The sequence below is a fragment of the Corynebacterium sp. HMSC071B10 genome, assembly GCF_001814825.1.
Lineage (GTDB): Bacteria > Actinomycetota > Actinomycetes > Mycobacteriales > Mycobacteriaceae > Corynebacterium.
The window spans coordinates 44,893-61,009 of the sequence record NZ_KV817997.1 but is presented as its reverse complement, the minus strand read 5'-3'; the positions used below and the strand labels follow the sequence as shown (position 1 = coordinate 61,009).

At 63.1% G+C, this 16,117-nt stretch carries 7 protein-coding genes, 4 tRNA genes and 1 pseudogene; 10 read left to right on the top strand and 2 right to left on the bottom strand.

Annotation, left to right across the window (positions count from 1 at the left end; translation table 11 throughout):
• Window positions 1-10: 10 nt before the first annotated feature.
• Both HMPREF2990_RS03910 and HMPREF2990_RS03905 read left to right on the top strand, forming a co-directional pair.
• A tRNA-Ser gene (locus tag HMPREF2990_RS03910) sits at window positions 11-102 on the top strand.
• Window positions 103-104: 2 nt separating this feature from the next.
• Window positions 105-180 (top strand) — tRNA-Arg (locus HMPREF2990_RS03905).
• 53 nt (window positions 181-233) lie between these two features.
• Here HMPREF2990_RS03905 and HMPREF2990_RS03900 read toward each other — a convergent pair.
• Window positions 234-2,489 carry a hypothetical protein gene (locus HMPREF2990_RS03900; RefSeq protein WP_070762798.1) on the bottom strand — a complete coding sequence of 752 codons (2,256 nt, stop codon included), beginning with the start codon at window positions 2,487-2,489 and terminating at the stop codon, window positions 234-236.
• A 261-nt stretch (window positions 2,490-2,750) separates the two neighbouring features.
• On the opposite strand from HMPREF2990_RS03900, the gene HMPREF2990_RS03895 reads away from it, so the two are divergent.
• From HMPREF2990_RS03895 to HMPREF2990_RS03885, 3 genes are all read left to right on the top strand, one after another.
• A tRNA-Arg gene (locus tag HMPREF2990_RS03895) sits at window positions 2,751-2,823 on the top strand.
• Between the two features lie 797 nt (window positions 2,824-3,620).
• A complete protein-coding gene (locus HMPREF2990_RS03890; protein WP_168167121.1) occupies window positions 3,621-10,604 on the top strand; it encodes a carboxypeptidase regulatory-like domain-containing protein in 6,984 nt (2,327 codons plus the stop codon).
• A gap of 202 nt (window positions 10,605-10,806) precedes the next feature.
• Complete coding sequence (locus HMPREF2990_RS03885) at window positions 10,807-13,236, top strand: LPXTG cell wall anchor domain-containing protein (protein WP_168167120.1); 2,430 nt, start codon at window positions 10,807-10,809, stop codon at window positions 13,234-13,236.
• Between the two features lies 1 nt (window position 13,237).
• Here the strand turns inward: HMPREF2990_RS03885 and HMPREF2990_RS03880 are convergent, their stop codons facing one another.
• A complete protein-coding gene (locus HMPREF2990_RS03880) occupies window positions 13,238-14,263 on the bottom strand; it encodes a prephenate dehydrogenase (protein WP_070762795.1) in 1,026 nt (341 codons plus the stop codon).
• Window positions 14,264-14,305: 42 nt separating this feature from the next.
• Between HMPREF2990_RS03880 and HMPREF2990_RS03875 the strand changes: the two genes are divergently transcribed.
• The 5 genes and pseudogenes from HMPREF2990_RS03875 to HMPREF2990_RS03855 form a co-directional block, all read left to right on the top strand.
• On the top strand, window positions 14,306-14,797 hold the full coding sequence (locus tag HMPREF2990_RS03875; RefSeq protein ID WP_070762794.1) for a tRNA adenosine deaminase-associated protein: 492 nt from the start codon (window positions 14,306-14,308) through the stop codon (window positions 14,795-14,797).
• Window positions 14,787-15,254, top strand: a complete 468-nt coding sequence (locus HMPREF2990_RS03870) for a nucleoside deaminase (RefSeq protein WP_246817423.1) — start codon at window positions 14,787-14,789, stop codon at window positions 15,252-15,254. Before HMPREF2990_RS03875 ends, HMPREF2990_RS03870 begins: the two co-directional genes overlap by 11 nt.
• 89 nt (window positions 15,255-15,343) lie before the next feature.
• Window positions 15,344-15,556 carry a CsbD family protein gene (locus HMPREF2990_RS03865; RefSeq protein WP_070762793.1) on the top strand — a complete coding sequence of 71 codons (213 nt, stop codon included), beginning with the start codon at window positions 15,344-15,346 and terminating at the stop codon, window positions 15,554-15,556.
• 50 nt (window positions 15,557-15,606) lie between these two features.
• A tRNA-Ser gene (locus HMPREF2990_RS03860) sits at window positions 15,607-15,694 on the top strand.
• A 129-nt stretch (window positions 15,695-15,823) separates the two neighbouring features.
• A pseudogene (locus HMPREF2990_RS03855) lies at window positions 15,824-16,117 on the top strand (MMPL family transporter); the annotation flags it as partial.

The following is a 16,117-nucleotide window of genomic DNA, read 5'->3' as shown; positions in this document are numbered from 1 at the left end:
GCAAAGGCCTGGAGACGTGCCAGAGCGGCCGAATGGGGCTCCCTGCTAAGGAGTTGCCCTCTTTGCGGAGGGCCGCAGGTTCAAATCCTGTCGTCTCCGCCACCGCGCCCGTAGCTCAACGGATAGAGCATCTGACTACGGATCAGAAGGTTGGGGGTTCGAATCCCTCCGGGCGCACCAAACAAAAACCCCAGCTCACAGTGTTTGTGAGCTGGGGTTTGTCGTTTGTTCGACTACTGCTCCTCGGTGGGAGTAGCCTCTTCGGTCGTTTCAGTCGGCACAACCGGGGCAGGCTTTGCCGAGCCGAGAGAGACCGCGGCACTGTCGACGTTCGGGATGCAGTTGGCGCCGCCTGCGATCGCGACGATCGCAGCGAACAGGCCGAGCACACCGCCGCCGATGCCGGCGAGAGCCTCCGGGGTGGTGCCGGCGGCACGTGCGGCGTCGGTAAGCGCGCGGCTCAGCTGGTTGCCCACAGCGCCCAGGCCGGGAGTCGCGAGCTGGGTCGACAGCGCGAGCGGGATGATGGCCAGCAGCGGCAGGCCTACGCCGACCAGGGTGGCGACGCAGCGCGGGTCGGAAGAGCCGCGCTGCAGGCCCACGTTCGCGTCCACGGTCGGGCCGCCCTGACCTGCCTGACCGCCCGGCTTGGAGGAACCACCGGAGGAGCCCGGGATACCCTCGACCTGCACGTCGGGGTTGCCGTTGTTGTTGGCGTTGTCCTTGACGTCGACCTTCGCGTTGTCGGTGATGACAACGGTGGCCTTGGCATTGTCGGAGACCTTTACATCCGGGTTGCCGTTGTCCTTGATGTCGACTTTCGGGTTTGCATTGTCCGAGATCTTCACGTCCGGGTTGCCGTTGTTATTGGCGTTGTCCTTGATATCGACGTTTGCGTTGTCGGTGATGACGACGGTGGCCTTGGCGTTGTCGGAGATATTTACTTCCGGGTTGCCGTTGTCGTGCGGGTTGATGTTGTCCTTGATCTCGACGGTGGCCTTCGCGTTGTCAGAGATCTTGACGTTGTCCGAAATCTTGATGTCAGGGCTGCCGTTGTTGTTGGCATTGTCCTTGATCTCGACATTCGCGTTGTCGGTGACCACCGGGTTGAAGTTGTCGGAGATCTTGATGTCCGGGCTGCCGTTGTTGTTCCCGTTGTCGTGCGGGTTGAAGTTATTTGTAATCACCGGGTTGCCATTGTTGGAAAGGTTGTCCTTGATCTCGACGGTGGCCTTGGCGTTGTCCGTAATGATCGGGTTGCCGTTGTTGGACAGGTTGTCCTTGATCTCGGCCTTGGCGTTGTCCGTGATGATGATGTTCGGATTGCCGTTGTTGGACAGGATGTTCAGGCCACCGCCGCCCGCGCCGCCTGCGCCGCCGGTGAGCCCGCCGAGCAGACCGCCACCGACCTTGCCAATGAAATCGGCGACCTTGTCAGCAATTGTGCCGCTGGGCGTGGCCGGGTTCTTCGCGCTGATGCGCAGGGTGCGCTCGACTTCCGACTTGCCGTCTTTGAACACAACCGGAATGGTGAAGACGCCGGGGATGAAGTTATTCGGTGCCGTCACCTGGATCTTTCCACCTTGGGTTGCTACACCCCATCCCAGAGGGCTGAGCCCCTTCTTTTCCACCGACACGCCTTCTGGCAGATCAAAATCGTCGATGACCTTGGTGATGTTGCCCTCGAAGTCAACGTCGTAGACGCCGCCAAAGTCTGGCAAGTCGTTTTCCCACTTTGCCTTCGGCATCTCGTCAATCACCGAAAGGTTCAAGGTAGAGGTGTAGGAGGAACCGTCACCGCGGGTGATCTTGACGGGAATCGAAACGTCGCCCTTCTTAAAAGCTGCTGCGGACTGTGGGCGCTTCACTTTTAGGGTGCCGTTGTCGTTCACAAAGTTCCAGTTGAAGATGGTGTTTGCGGTGGGGGTAAAGGTGTAGTTCGGGTCAACCTGAAGCCCCTTGATCGCGGCGGTGTCCTCGTTCCAGAAGTTTTCCGTCTCGTAGCGACGCGCGAGGTCGGGATCTGTCCCCTGGGCGTCTGAAGCACGCTTAGCGACAGTGACCTTCAGTGTGTTCTTGATTTCCTTCCCACCAGGCAGCGTCACAGTGACAGCAACATCCTTTTCGCCTTCGGTGAAAGAAAGATCTGCGGATGGGCGCGACAGCGCCACTGAGCCGTCCTCATTTGCTTCAACCTGCCAGTTGAAAATAGTGGAGGTGTTTGCCGTGATAGTTGAGCCAGCAGGCAGCATGAAGCCTTCTACTACTGCCGGAGCATCGCCGGTAAAGGTTACGGCATGGCGCGAGTTCCAATCGATCACCGCCGGCTCGGAGGCCGGGCTGGTGGTAGTGGATGCACCTGTGGTGGTTTCTGTCGTCGTTGCGGCGGTGCTCAGATCCTCCGCAACGCCCTGCGGCACTACGATCGACGGAGCCACAAGGGCGAGAGTGAGGGCGCTTGCAGCAACGCCGCGAGAAAAAATGGCCATGTGACCTTCCTTTATGTGTAGGTGGGCAGCGAATGATGAGCTATTGCCAACGTCCGGTTTCGCTTACCCCAATGTTTCTATCACCTTCTTGCCAATTTCAGTAGGGTATCGCGAAAAATTTTCTGTCCCGGGCGCCTGGGTAGCGTCGCTGGGGTGACGGGTAAAAAGGTGGCTAAAAGTAGTGTTGCAATGGGGTTTTGGTGCTTGCGAGGTTGCGGTGTAAAGTATCTCTTCGTTGTCAACGCAGAGCTTTGATAACAAGCGCCCGTAGCTCAACGGATAGAGCATCTGACTACGGATCAGAAGGTTGGGGGTTCGAATCCCTCCGGGCGCACAGATCAGAAACCCCGCTCCGGCGGGGTTTTTGCATGTCGGGGGGCCTTGGGCGGCGAAAGCTATATTAGCGCAGCCTAAGAGTGGACTTAAGTCCAAAAGTTGGCATACGCCTGTCTACGGCATTAGAATCTATAAGAATTGTAAAGAGTTTTCCCAGCTCTCGTAAAAACCTAAGTGCAACCTTACGTATTGGAGACAACTATGCGCGGAACCCCCAAGCCATCACGCGGGCTGTTTTCCGGAATGAAAAGGACCGTCATCGCCTCGGCGACAGCGCTTTCGCTCGCAATTGGCGGCATGGCCGTCCCTGCACTTCCGACACCGGTAGGGGAGAGTGCTTTGCCTGTCGCGGAGGCCCAGGCGCAAGAGGGCACGACACTGCGTTACATCGCGGAGTTGGATAGGCTTCCGTTTAAACGCTGGACAAAAGCCGAGCGCAGAAGTGCGCCGGAGGTTCTGAAAAAACTCTATGATTCCGGGGTGAAGGGCTGGCGCGCACAGTTGCGTAACGACGGGACCCGGGACCTCTCTGTAAACACCATTACTTTAAAAAAGCCAGCCACGGGGGATTACAAAGACTTTGAGAAGTCGTATGAGTACTACGTGTGGGTGGAAAACATCTATCGGGGGACCTCTGTCTCTGGGGAGGTTTACAAGGTTGAAGGTAAGGGCGATGGCTCTTATATCACGCTGAACCTTCCTGGGGCATTAACACTGTCGGGGAGCCGTTATGGAACGGCGACAAGCCAGTTAGTGGTTTTCGGCGAGCGACTGAGTAATGCGCCGGAGCCAAGAATGTCGCATAAGGGGTACGGGACGCTTTCGGTAGCGCCACAGACGGGAACCGTCAACGCCTACGTGACTTCCGGCGGCTCCGGTGTTTCAGGTGCCGAAATTAAGATTGATGGGAAATCTTACGGTACGACCGGGAATGACGGTCGTCTTTCCATCCCCGACCTGAAGGAAGGTAGCTACACAGTCAAGGTCGGCGAAACCGACACGACGAGGAGTGGATCCACAACCGTCAAAGTCATCGCAGGTAAAAGCGCCGCTGCAGAAGTACAGGTAGCAGCAAAAACTGGCACCGTAACGGGCAAGCTGAACGCACCTGTGAGCTTTATCGGCGAGGCACGAGTTGAGCTCCAAGACGCAAACGGCAACTACCTTGAACATAGGTCCGTGCGTCGTGGTCAGACGTTTACTTTCGCAGACAAGCCAATCGGGGACTACAAGCTCAAAGTCCACGACACCGGCGGTTTCACCGGGCAGACCACTTCGACGTTCCCCCTGCGGAACAATACGGCTGAGCCCCACGACCTCACGTTGACTGCCCAGAAGGCGTCGGTGTACGGCTGGGTCAAGGACGAGGACGGGAACGCAGTTCGCAACGCCGAAGTAAGGATTCCGGGGGCCAACCTTGAGGGACGGACGAATTCCAATGGCTATTTCAGCATCACCAACATCCCTGACGGGCAGTACACCGTCGAGGTAGCGGCGACTGATCGGACTGTTGGCACCAATGCATCGGTGACCTTGAAGCCGGGTGACAACAAGAACCTGGATCAGATTTTTGTAAACCTTCACCGCCGCAACGCGACGGGCCGAGTGCTGGATGAGCAGAACAATCCAGTTAGCGGCGCGGAGCTGAAGCTCAGCGGTAATGGGCAGGCCGAAAAGACTGTGAAAACTGATGCGGAAGGCAACTACCGTTTCGAGGGTCTGAAGCCGGGTACCTACACCGTTGAGGTGAAGGGGTCTACGGCGTACGGATCCGGTGGCGGTCAGCTGAATGTCCAGCCGGAACGCGACGCCAATCAAGACTTCAAGGTAAGCAAGAACAAGGCGACCCTCTCTGGGTGGGGTTCCGTCGTAGGCTCCGATGAAAAACCTGCAAATGTCGAGCTTAAGCTTTGGGGTAAGGACGCGGACGGCAAGGAGAGGGTCGTCAGTACAGCGACGACCTCCGAGGACGGTACTTTCAGTTTTGCTGGCGTAGAGGCCGGAACGTACGCCATCGAAGTTGTCGAGAGCGACCGCTTCCAGGGCGGCCGGACAGACGCGAACATCGACGTCAAACCGGGTGAATCCAAGCGTTTCGGCCTGCAGATGGTCTACAAAACGGTGACGGCAACCGGCCTGGTGACGTTGGACAGGGAACAGCTCAAGAACGTCGACGTCACGGTGACGCAAAAGGCGACCGGGAAGACTTTCAGCACGAGGACCGATGGCCAGGGGCGCTTCACGATCATGGGCCTCGACCACGGTGCGTATACGGCTTCCATCGCAGCCAAGCCAGGTTCGTACAAGGAGAAGCAGTCCGCCGAGGTCAACATTGAGCCGGGCAAGACCGGCGACCTGAGCATCTCCCTGGCCAGCGAGCCTGGCAACGTAGAGGGCACGGTCACCGACAACTTTGGCAAGCCGGTTGCTGGCGCCAAGGTCACGGCGGGCAACAAGAGCGCGACCACTGGCAAGGACGGCAAGTACCGAATTGAGGGCCTGAGCAAGGGCAATGTGACGGTTACCGTCGCCCGCAGCGACCAGGAAAAGTACTCGAGTGCCTCGAAGTCAGTCGAGATCCAGCCTGAAAAGACTCGGACCGTCGACCTCCAGGTTGCTCGTGACAGCGGCACGATTATCGGCACCGTGAAGGACGATGGTGGCACGGTGCTTGCTGACGGCAAGGCCCGCGTCACCGGTCCCAACGGGTTCAACAAGGAAGTCACCATTTCCGGTGGCAAGTACGAGCTCGGCGACCTTGTCGCAGGCAAGTACACGGTGACGGTCGCGAAGACTGCGCTCACTGATGCGAAGAGCGAAGAGGTCAACGTTGCCCCGGGCCAGACGGCCACGAAGGACATCGAGGTGCGTCGCTTCCAGGGCGCATATCAGATCCGTGTCTTTGACGACCTGGGCAAACCCATCCAGGGTGCCACTGTCGAGGTCACTGGCAAGGGCTTCAAGCAGCAAAAGCAGACTAACGCCAACGGCGAGGTCAGCATAGAGAACGTCCCGCCGGGCCGCTACGCCTACAAGGTGCTCGCTGCCGACGAGTACGGCCAGGCATCCGGCGACCTCAACTCGATCGTGGAGGACAGCCGGGAAGCGCTGAACGTCGGCGTGCCGCCGACCGATGGCCGCGTCGAGGGCACTGTGCTTGACGACGCCGGCGCTCCGGTCGTTGGCGCGACCGTCAAGCTCGACGGCAACCGCCGCAGCGGTAACAAGGAAGTGTGGTCCGCAACCGCCACCACTGATGACAACGGTAAGTACGCTATTCCTGGGGTCCCACCGGGAACCTTCACTGCGAAGGTCGATGCGACCGATACTCGCGGTGGCGACTCCACCGAGGTGACGGTGCGTCCGAACGCAGCGTCGACAGGCGATCTGGAGCTGAAGCGCAACGACGGTTCCCTCGGTGGCCAAGTCACCGACGACACCGGCACGGCCGTTTCCGGCGCGAAGGTTGTGCTGAAGGACGCCGCAGGCAAGGAGATCGGCTCCACCGACACAAACGATGACGGCGTGTACGAGTTTGCGGGCATTCGCCCCGGCGAGTACCTCGTCGAGGTAGTCGGGACCGAGAAGTACGGTGCGGCGTCGGAAAACGCGCAGGTCGAACCTGCTGCGAAGGGTAACCGTGACCTCCGTGTCAGCCGCGCTGACGGCAGCGTGGAGGGCAAGGTTGTCGACGAAGAAGGTGTGGCTGTCGAAGGCGCGAGCGTGACCATCTACGGCGACGGCGTTGAGGAGAAGGTCACCACGAACGCTGAGGGCACCTTTACGGTTTCCAACCTGCGCCCGGGCAGCTACCGGGTCGAAGTTGCCCCGACCAAGGAGTACGGTGCCGCGGCCAGCGCGTTTACGGTCGAGCCGGGCGCGACGGCAACCGCGCAGCTCGAAGTGAACCGAAGCAAGAGCACGGTGACTGGCCAGGTGTCGGACGATGCCCACCAGGTCATCGAGGGCGTTGAGGTTAAAATCACCGACGCGCAGGGCACCGTAATTGCGACGGAGACCACGGGCGGGGACGGCACGTTCTCGGTGACGGATGTTAAGCCTGGCACGTACACCGCCGCCGTCGAGAAGACCGACACCCACGCAGGTGACTCCCAGGAATTCACGGTCGTGGCTGGCGAGTTCCCGGACCCGGTCACGCTGACCATGGGCCGCATGGCAGGCACGCTGCGCGGCCAAGTGGTGGATGCCGATACTGGCAAGGCCATCACCAACGCCACGCTGACGCTTGTCGCTGCCGGTGAGACAGAGGGCACGCCCCTTACGGTTAACGGCAAGGGCGAATTCCAGGTGTCGGTAGACGCAGGTGAACACACACTGCGCGTCCAGTCGCCGGAGTTCTACGAGCCGTACTCGGGCCAGATCTTCGAGGTTGGTGCGGCAGAGCGCGTCGACCTGGGCAAGATCGAGCTGACCTCCACCGTTGGCTCCATCGAGGGCACCGTGACCGATGGCGAAGGCAACGCGCTCGAGGGCGTCGAGCTGAGCATCCGCAACCTGGAAAATGGTGCGGAAACTCCCGCGACCACCAACGCAGAGGGTAAGTACCGCGCAGGTAACCGCACTGTTGGCCGCTACGAGGTCGCGGTGACCACGGTGCCGCAGGGCTACGACGCACCGGAGACGCAGGAGGTTCCTGTCGAGCGCAGCAAGACAGCAACCGCAGACTTTAAGGTCAACAAGACGCCGGAGGCACCGCAGGTCGGATCCGTGTCCGGTGCGGTGCTGGATACCGCCGGCGAGGTCGTCGACGGAGCGACGGTAGCGCTGAAGCACCGTGAGTCCGGCGAGGCCTACCCGGCGACCGTGAATGCGAAGGGGCGCTTCTCCGCGAAGGAGCTGCCCGCCGGCGAGTACTCCGTGATCGCCAGTGCTGACGGCTACAAGGCCGAAGGCCAGCCGCGCGTGAAGGTCGAGGTTGGAAAGAACCGCGACATTGGCCGGATCAACCTGGTCAAGGATGAGGCCCCACAGGGCACCTTCCGCGTGGTTGTCCGTTCCAAGGATCAGCAGAAGCCCGTCGCTAAGGCGGTCGTTGTGGTATCGCAGGGCGAGGATCAGCGCTCCTACGTCACGGACGAAAACGGTGAGGCCAGGGGCCAGCTGGCGGAGGGCACCTACTCGGTGCGCACCACGCCGCCTGCTGGTAGCGCCTTCATCGCACCGGAGCAGGACGCGACGGTCACGATCAAGCGCAACGAGCAGACGGATGCGTTTATTGACCTGGATCGACAGACAGACGCTCCGGAGGACGCGCCGACCGGGCGTGTCACCGGCAGCATCGCCGATGAAAACGGCGAGCCGGTAGAGGGCACGACCGCGAAGCTGCGCGGCGAGGACGGCACCATCATCGACATCAACGTTGATGAGAACGGCAACTTCGTCGTCGAGGACGTGCCGGAGGGCAAGTACACCCTCATCGTCACGCCTGGCGAGGGCCATCGCACCCCGCGTTACAAGACGGTTGAGGTCAACCGTGGTGAAACCACAGACGTCGGGCGCATTACGACCCCGTCGTCGGTGAAGAAGCTCGACGAGAGCGACAAGGGCGAGCCGGGCACGATCAACGGCTGGCTTGTCGACGAGAAGAACGAGCCGATCCCGGGCGCTACCGTGATCGTTCGCGGCAAGGGTACGGACACGGATCCGGACGGTAACCCGATCGATACCCTGCCTGCCGTGACCGTGGACGAGAACGGCCGCTTTACCACCGATGTGCTGCCGGAGGGCGACTACGAGATTGATCTCGAGCTGCCCGAGGGCTGGGACAAGCCGGAGGGCTGGCCGAAGAACGTCAACGTGACGAAGGACAAGCCGGAACACCAGGGCGTGATTAACGTCGTGGCTCCGCGCTCGGAGATCAAGGGTGCCGTCGTTGATGGCAACGGCAACCCGATCGATGGTGTGGTTGTCACGGTCACCGACTCCCACGGTGATACCAAGGAAGTCCCGGTGGACGAGAACGGCAACTACAAGCTCGACGTCATTCCGGGCGACGCTGTCGTCGAGGTCTTCACCCCGGAGGGCGTCCAAGAAGTGGATCCGATGTACATTCCGGTTCGCCCGAAGAACGACGTCGCACTGCCGACGGTGAACCTGACGGAGAAGACCCTGGACCTGAAGAAGCGTGTGCTGGGTTGGGACGCGGATACGCCGGAGGATGCTCCGGGGCTGCCGACGAACGAGGACCTGATCTACGGCTTCGTGGTGACCAACGATTCCGATGAGCCGGTGCACAACGTGAAGATTGAGGACCCCTTCGCGGGGCCTGCGATCAAGGCACCGGAGAACTGGGACGGTACGCTGCAGCCGGGCGAGACCAAGGTGTTCACTGCGGTGATGAAGCCGCCGTTCGGCAGTGGTGCGTTTGCAAACATCGCAGTCGCCCGTGGCTTCCTCAAGAACGAGGACGGGTCTGAAGGTGCCATGGTCGCCTCCACCCCGGACGAGGCATACCTCACCTTTATGGACATGTCGCTGATGAAGAAGGTCAACGCGCAGATCGCGAGCGACCCGAAGAAGGCCGTCCGCATGGCGGCTGAACGCAACCTCTACTTCACCTACGAGGTGGTCAACACCGGTTCCACCCGCATGGAGAACGTGAAGGTCACCGACATGATCTACGAGGGCGACAAGGATGACTTCGACCCGGACAACCCGGGCAAGGGCCGGCCGATGAAGATCATCCCGCCGAAGGGCTTCACCGGCACCCTGCTGCCGGGCGAGCGCGCCGTGTTCAAGGGCGTGCTGCCCCCGCTGAAGCCGGGCACCCGCCACCACAACGCGGCGGAGGCCTCCGGTGAGGCACCGCCGGCGCCGAAGCGCTCTCGGATCTTCGAGGAGGAGCCGGACTACGGCGACGATCCTTCCGGCCTGCTGGTGATCTCCCCGAAGGAGAACATCGACGGCAACGCTCACATCGTGGTCGAGGAAGGCGCGGCTCTGCCTGCGGTTTCCGATCTCCTGGGCAAGCTGTACATCGACTCCAACAAGAACGGCAAGCTCGATGACGGCGACGAACCGTACGGCGGCATGGATATCACCCTGCAGTCGCGCGACGGCCAGCCTGCGGTTGGCACCACGAGCCTGAGCGATGGCAGCTTCGAATTCAAGGGCGTGCGCGAGGGTGCCTACATCCTGCAGATGCGCAACCCGGGTGGTGTGATTCTTGCGGAACCGCTGGATCCGGAGAAGAACGACAACGGCATCGGCGCGCTGCTGGAGACGAAGGAACTCAAGATCAGCGGCGACAACGACACGGAGAACGTCGAGTACCTCCTGCTCGATCGCCCGCTTGAGTTCCCGGAGGAGTCGCCGGCCGACGGCAGCTCGCTAGGCAAGTGCATCAGCGAGACCTCCTCGGTGTCCAACCCGGCGACCTGGTTGATCCCGATCGGCATCCTGATCGCGGCGATGGGCGGCGCGGCAGTGCTGTTCGAGGACCAGTTCAACGCTGCGGCAGCCGAGTTCAACAAGGCGATGCCGAGCCTGAACATCCAGCGTCCGGCGTGGATGAACCAGATCTCCCGCCAGCTGGCGGAGATCGACCCGGCCGTCCCGGCCGCAGTGCTGGCAGTCGGCATCATCGGCCTCGGTGCCCTGGCGCTCGGCCTGACCTACGCCGCCTGCGAGTCCGGCAAGGACCTGAGCAGCAGCAAGGGTGGCGGCAGCTCGGACAAGGACAGCAAGGACAAGGATAAGGACGGCGAGAAGAGCCAGGAGCTGAAGACAGCGGCTGAGCCTTCCCCGGTCAACGCCTAGTCTGCGCCTACTCTCTGTCCAGCCAGGGAGCACGTCTGAAAGCCCGTCGCTAAGCGGCGGGCTTTTAGCGTTTGTACAGCTTGAAAATTGGCGGCGTTGTGTATTGAGAACAGCTGCCAACACGGATACATTAGTAATGGTTTGGGCTGGATGCGCCCGATTGAGCCGTGCAAGAAAATTGCAGATCGTTGAGAGGTACCACATGACATTGAGCAAGCACACCGGCAAGCTGAGTTGCGTCGCGCTCGCGGCGGCGGTCGCTGGCACGTTCGCCATCACCCCCGTCGCTACCGCGCAGCAGCCGTCGTTGCTCTCTCAACTGGCGGACCTCGCGCCGAAGTCCGCGCCGCAGGACCCGGCCGGTTCTGGCTCGTACGCCGCGCACTTCGCCTCGGCGGGCTGGGCGTACACTGCACTCGCGCTCAACCCGGTCAACGACCGCGTCTACGCCCTGTCCAAGGGCGGTGCCGGTAAGCCCGCCGGCCACCTGCTGCGCATCCACCCGATCACGGGTGAGCTGCGTGATTTGGGCAAGGTGCTTGTCGACGGGGCGCTGGACCCCTCCACCACCTCCGCCGCCTTCACCCGCACCGGCACCCTCGTGCTGGACGCTGGCGATACGCTGCACACGCTCGATCTGTCGAGGGACGCATCCGGTACCCCCTTCGACGGCCCACTGAAGTTCGACTCCCAGGAGCTTGCGGTCAACGGCAAGACCGATGCGGAGTTGCCGCGCGCATGGGGCTCGATTAGCGACGGCGACGCGGACACCCTCTACGCGGTCAGCTCCGACGAGGCTAAGGGCGAGCCTTACCTGTGGACCCTGGACGTCGATTCCGGCCGCATGAGTGCCGCCCCGCTGAAGGTGGCGCGCGGCGTGGACGCCTCCAAGCTGGGCGAGCTGCACTACGCCTACACCAACCGCGCAGGCAACCTCGTCTTCGCGGACGATCAGGCTGGCACCGTCGAGGTCAAGGACGTAGACACCAACCCGCTGCTCGTGGCTACGGCCAAGGGAAAGAGCATTACGGAGAACTACCTCAACCTCGCGGGTCTGCGCGCGGGTGCCTGGTACCGCCCGTCCTCGCAGCCGCAGACCACGACCGCGGAGGCGAAGACGCCTGCCGCAGAGCCGTCCAAGGCCGCTGAGCCGAAGTCTCCGAGCGTGCAGACCAAGCCCGCAGAGGCCACCGAGCCGAGCGTGCAGCAGGCACCTGCTGCGCCGGCCGCTCCCGTTGCGCCGGTTGAGACCACTGAGGCCACCGAGGATACAGAGACGACTGCGGCCGCAGCCCCGCGCGACGTGCTCGTCACCGTTGCCGACGAGGAAGGCCGCGCCGTGCGCGACTACGACGTCATCGTGGACGAGGATCCGTCCATCTACGCCAAGACGGACCGCGAGGGCCAGGCGCGCCTGTCCCTGCCTGCAGAGCTCGGCGACGTGCAGGTTGCCGCCGGCGGCGAGCTGCACCCGGTCAGCGCGGGCGAGACCACGCTGCGCGTGCAGTTCCACGCGGACGAGGAGGGGACGTCGACGGAGACGCCGACGGATTCCACCGAGACCACTGATCCAACTGAGCCCACTGAGCCGACCGAGCCGACTGGGGCAACGACCACCACCACAACGCCATCCGGGACAACCCCGCCCACCGCAACCGATCTCGCGGCCGTGAAAGTCAAGATCAAGCTGGTGGACGCGGACTTCAAGGACCTGCGTGGCATCGCCGTGATGGACCAGAACAACGACAAGATCGGCGAGACCAACAGCAAGGGCGAAGTGCGCCTGACTATTCCGGAGGGCGAAGAGTCCATCCGCGTGAAGGCGAATGAGAAGGACTTGCCGTCTGGTTACGAGGCCGCTTACTTCACCGTGGATCGCTCCATGGACGGTGAAGAGATCCGCCTGCGCAAGGAGACCTCCAACGCCACCGAGTACCCGCGGAAGGACGTGCGCATCACCGTCGTGACCGAAGGCGGTAGCCCGGTCGGAGGTGCGGTGCTGATGGCGGACAAGAAGATCATCGGCATCACGGATGCGGACGGTGTCGCCACCGCGGAGCTGCCGCAGAGCACGGACCGTTACGTCTCCATCACCCTGGAGGAGGCACCGGATGGCTACAACAACGGTCGCCTGGTGTTTGACCGTTCGAACAACTCCGGCGAGCTCGTGTTGGGCCGCTCCAATTCCAACAAGGAGAAGACGAAGCCGCAGCAGATCCTCGAGGTGATGAAGGAGGTCGAGCCGATGCTGAAGACGTTCCTCGGCCCGGTTGCCGCCCTCGCAGGTGCTGGTGGCGCGCTCGGCGGCGCAGCGAAACCGGGCGGTGCGAAGAGCACGGGCACCAGCACCAGCGCCACGTCCAGCACGCCTGGCCCGAGCTACAGCCGCGCCAACATGACCGGCGGCGTGTCCACCGGCCGTTCCACCAGCGCTGCGGCGAAGAAGTCTTCCGTGGTTAAGCGGACGGTGAGCAACAAGTCGGGCGGCTCGGACTCCACGTCCGAGTCCAGCCGCGATGGTGATCTCGCCGAGACCGGTACGCCGATGACCACGGTAATCACCCTGGGCATCCTGCTGCTGCTCGCCGGCGGCGCCTACATCTTCCTCGGCCGCCGCCGCGAGAACGAGTAGGTTAGAACACCTCGACGCGGCCGCCGAGCGACTCAATCTGCTTGAGCTGCTGCACCCACCCCGGTGCGCCGGGGTGCAGGCGCATTACCGGGCGCGAGGAGATCTTGATGGGGGAGACCGACTCGCGTCGCGCGCCCGAGCGGGCATTCATACGCGTGTAGGCGCGGTGCCCGTTCTCGGAAAGCTGCTTCATTGAAGGCGCCGGGCCGGAAAGGTCCTGGCGCGCGGTTTGAAGCAGGTCGATGTACTCGTCAAGCACACGGACCAGGGATTCGGCGTTGGTCTCGCACATGTTGCGCACCAGGGCTGGGTCGGTGCCCGCGACGCGGGTGGCGCTCTTGAAAGAACCCGCCGCCAACGACTGGGCGAGCGTGCCGCCCTTATCGCCAACTAACGCCAGCGACTCGGCGAGCACGTGCGGCAGGTGGGAAACCCGGGCAACGGCCTCGTCGTGGGGGGTGACACGCACCGGGACGGCCTCCGCGCCGGTGGCGGCGGCGAGCTTGCACACCTGGGCGAACAGCGCGGACCAGCAGTCGGGCACGCGGTCGACGTCCAGGGCGTAGTCGTAGGTGACTACCCACGCGGCGTGAGAAAACAGGCCCTCCTTGGAGGCGACCCAGCCGGAGTGCTCGGTGCCTGCCATCGGGTGGCCGCCCACGTAGCGCTCGCCCATGCCGCGGGCAAGCACGAGCTCGTAGACAGGCTTCTTCACCGAGACCACGTCGGTGATGCCGCAGTCAGGCGCGTGGAGCTGGATTGCGTCGAGGACCTCGGCGACCGCGTCGAAGGGGACGGCGATGACGATCAGGGCGTCGTCGGTTTGGGCGCGCGTAAGGACGTCGACAAGCGAATTGCTCGCGTCGAAGCCATCACGCTGCGCGGCGCGGGTGCCGTTGCGCGAGTGGGTGTAGCCGTAGGCGGTGTGCCCCTGGGCGACGAGATCGCGCAGCATGGAGCCGCCGATCAGCCCGAGGCCGATGATGCAGACTGGTTTGAGGCGGGTGCTTTGGTTCACACGCTTCATTCTAATGACATTGTCTCCGCGTGCCGACTACTGTGGGCGAGCATGAGCGAGGATTACGCGGGCGGCTGGGCCGTCACAGTGGCGCGGCGTGAGGGCGCGTGGCAGGTCCGGGAGTATGAGGACAGGTTTGGGGACGTGGGGGCGTCGATAAGCGCGGTGCGCGCCCTGCGCAACGAGGGGCCCGCGTTCGCGATGCTCAACGTGGAGGACGACTATCTGGTGGTGGTGCGGCCCGGGCCTGCGCGGGCGCTGGTGCTGCTTTCCGACGCCACGATGGCCGTCGACGACGACTTCGCCGAAGAAGTGCTCGCCGAGGCGGGCCTGGACGTGCCGGACATCGACCCGGACGAGCTGGACATGGTGGACGCGTGGGCCGACGGTGACTTCGACCTCTTTGAGGACCTCGGCCTGTCCAACGAGCGGCTCAGCGTGCTGCTTGATGAGGACGCCGACCCGGAGGACCTCGCCTTCATGCTGGCCGATGAGCTGGGCTTCGGCGACGAGCTGGCCGACGCGCTCGGCGATGACGACTAGCGCGCCGCAGCGCCGGGCCGAGACGCGCATGCGTGCCGCGCTCGAGCTGGCCGCCGAGACCCCGCCGGGCGATGTGCCGGTCGCCGCGCTCGTCTACGCCCCCGACGGCCGGGTGGTGGGCCGCGGCGTGAACCGGCGCGACGCAGACGGCGACCCCACCGCCCACGCGGAGGTCGAGGCGATCCGGGCGGCGGCGCGCGAGCTCGGCACGTGGCGCCTCGACGGCTGCGAGCTGGTGGTCACGCTCGAGCCGTGCACGATGTGCGCCGGGGCGATCCTCGGGGCGCGCGTGAAATCGCTGGTCTTCGGCGCGTGGGAGCCGAAAACGGGTGCCGTCGGCTCGCTTTTCGACGCCCTGCGCACCCCCCGCCACCTCCACACCGTCGAAGTCCGCGGCGGGGTGTTGGCAGATGAGGCTGCCACACTGCTCGGCGACTTCTTCGCCGAGCTGCGGTAATTACGGATGCCAAATCGTTACACACGGCGAGCGTTGGCGTAGGTAGGGTGGGGCAAAGAACGAACTTTCTAATGCAAAGGAGCATTGACATGGGTTTTGATGAGAAGGCAGACCAGCTCAAGGGCAAGGCCAAGGAGGCCGCAGGCGAGGTAACCGATAACGAGAAGCTCTCCAACGAGGGCAAGGCTGACCAGCTCTCCGGCGATGTCCGCGAGAAGCTCGAGGACGCAGGCGAGGCGGTCAAGGACAAGTTCAACGAGGTCGCTGGCAAGGTCCAGGACAAGCTGGACGAGGACAAGTAAACCGGCCAAGGATTTGGTGCCGGGCGCGCCTAACCGTTATTCTGTTTGGCGGTAGCGTGTCCGAGCGGCCGAAGGTACTCGCCTCGAAAGCGAGTGAGGGTAAAACCTCCGCGGGTTCAAATCCCGCCGCTACCGCCAAATGCAGTGGCGCACCCCGAATGCCCGGGGTGCGCCACTTTTTCTTTAGCCTGCGTGCGCCGCCCACTATGATGGGCCGAGTACCTGCACGTGTTTTTAAACCTCAACACTCGAAGGGCCGTGTGATCTGTGGCGAAGCTTCTCTTCCGTCTGGGACGATGGTCGTTCCTGCACAAGTGGCGGGTCATTGTGGCCTGGCTGCTCATCCTCGGTGCCACCGCGGGCGGAGCGCTCTCGCTCATGCGCCCCTTTACCTCCGAGTTTGCGATCTCCGGCACCCCGGCGATCTCCGCGCTCGACACCCTGGAGGAGAACTTCCCCGGTGAGGGCAACGTCGCGACCGCGCCGGGCGTGAACCTTGTGTTTGCCGCCCCGGACGGCCGCACGCTGGATGAGCCGGAGTACATGGAGGCGATGGATCAC

Excerpts from the sequence above, each read along its gene's own strand:
- HMPREF2990_RS03900 (WP_070762798.1), bottom strand. The coding sequence starts at position 2,489 with ATGGCCATTTTTTCTCGCGGCGTTGCTGCAAGCGCCCTCACTCTCGCC.
- HMPREF2990_RS03890 (WP_168167121.1), top strand. The coding sequence starts at position 3,621 with ATGTCGCATAAGGGGTACGGGACGCTTTCGGTAGCGCCACAGACGGGA.
- HMPREF2990_RS03885 (WP_168167120.1), top strand. The coding sequence starts at position 10,807 with ATGACATTGAGCAAGCACACCGGCAAGCTGAGTTGCGTCGCGCTCGCG.
- HMPREF2990_RS03880 (WP_070762795.1), bottom strand. The coding sequence starts at position 14,263 with ATGAAGCGTGTGAACCAAAGCACCCGCCTCAAACCAGTCTGCATCATC.
- HMPREF2990_RS03875 (WP_070762794.1), top strand. The coding sequence starts at position 14,306 with ATGAGCGAGGATTACGCGGGCGGCTGGGCCGTCACAGTGGCGCGGCGT.
- HMPREF2990_RS03870 (WP_246817423.1), top strand. The coding sequence starts at position 14,787 with ATGACGACTAGCGCGCCGCAGCGCCGGGCCGAGACGCGCATGCGTGCC.
- HMPREF2990_RS03865 (WP_070762793.1), top strand. The coding sequence starts at position 15,344 with ATGGGTTTTGATGAGAAGGCAGACCAGCTCAAGGGCAAGGCCAAGGAG.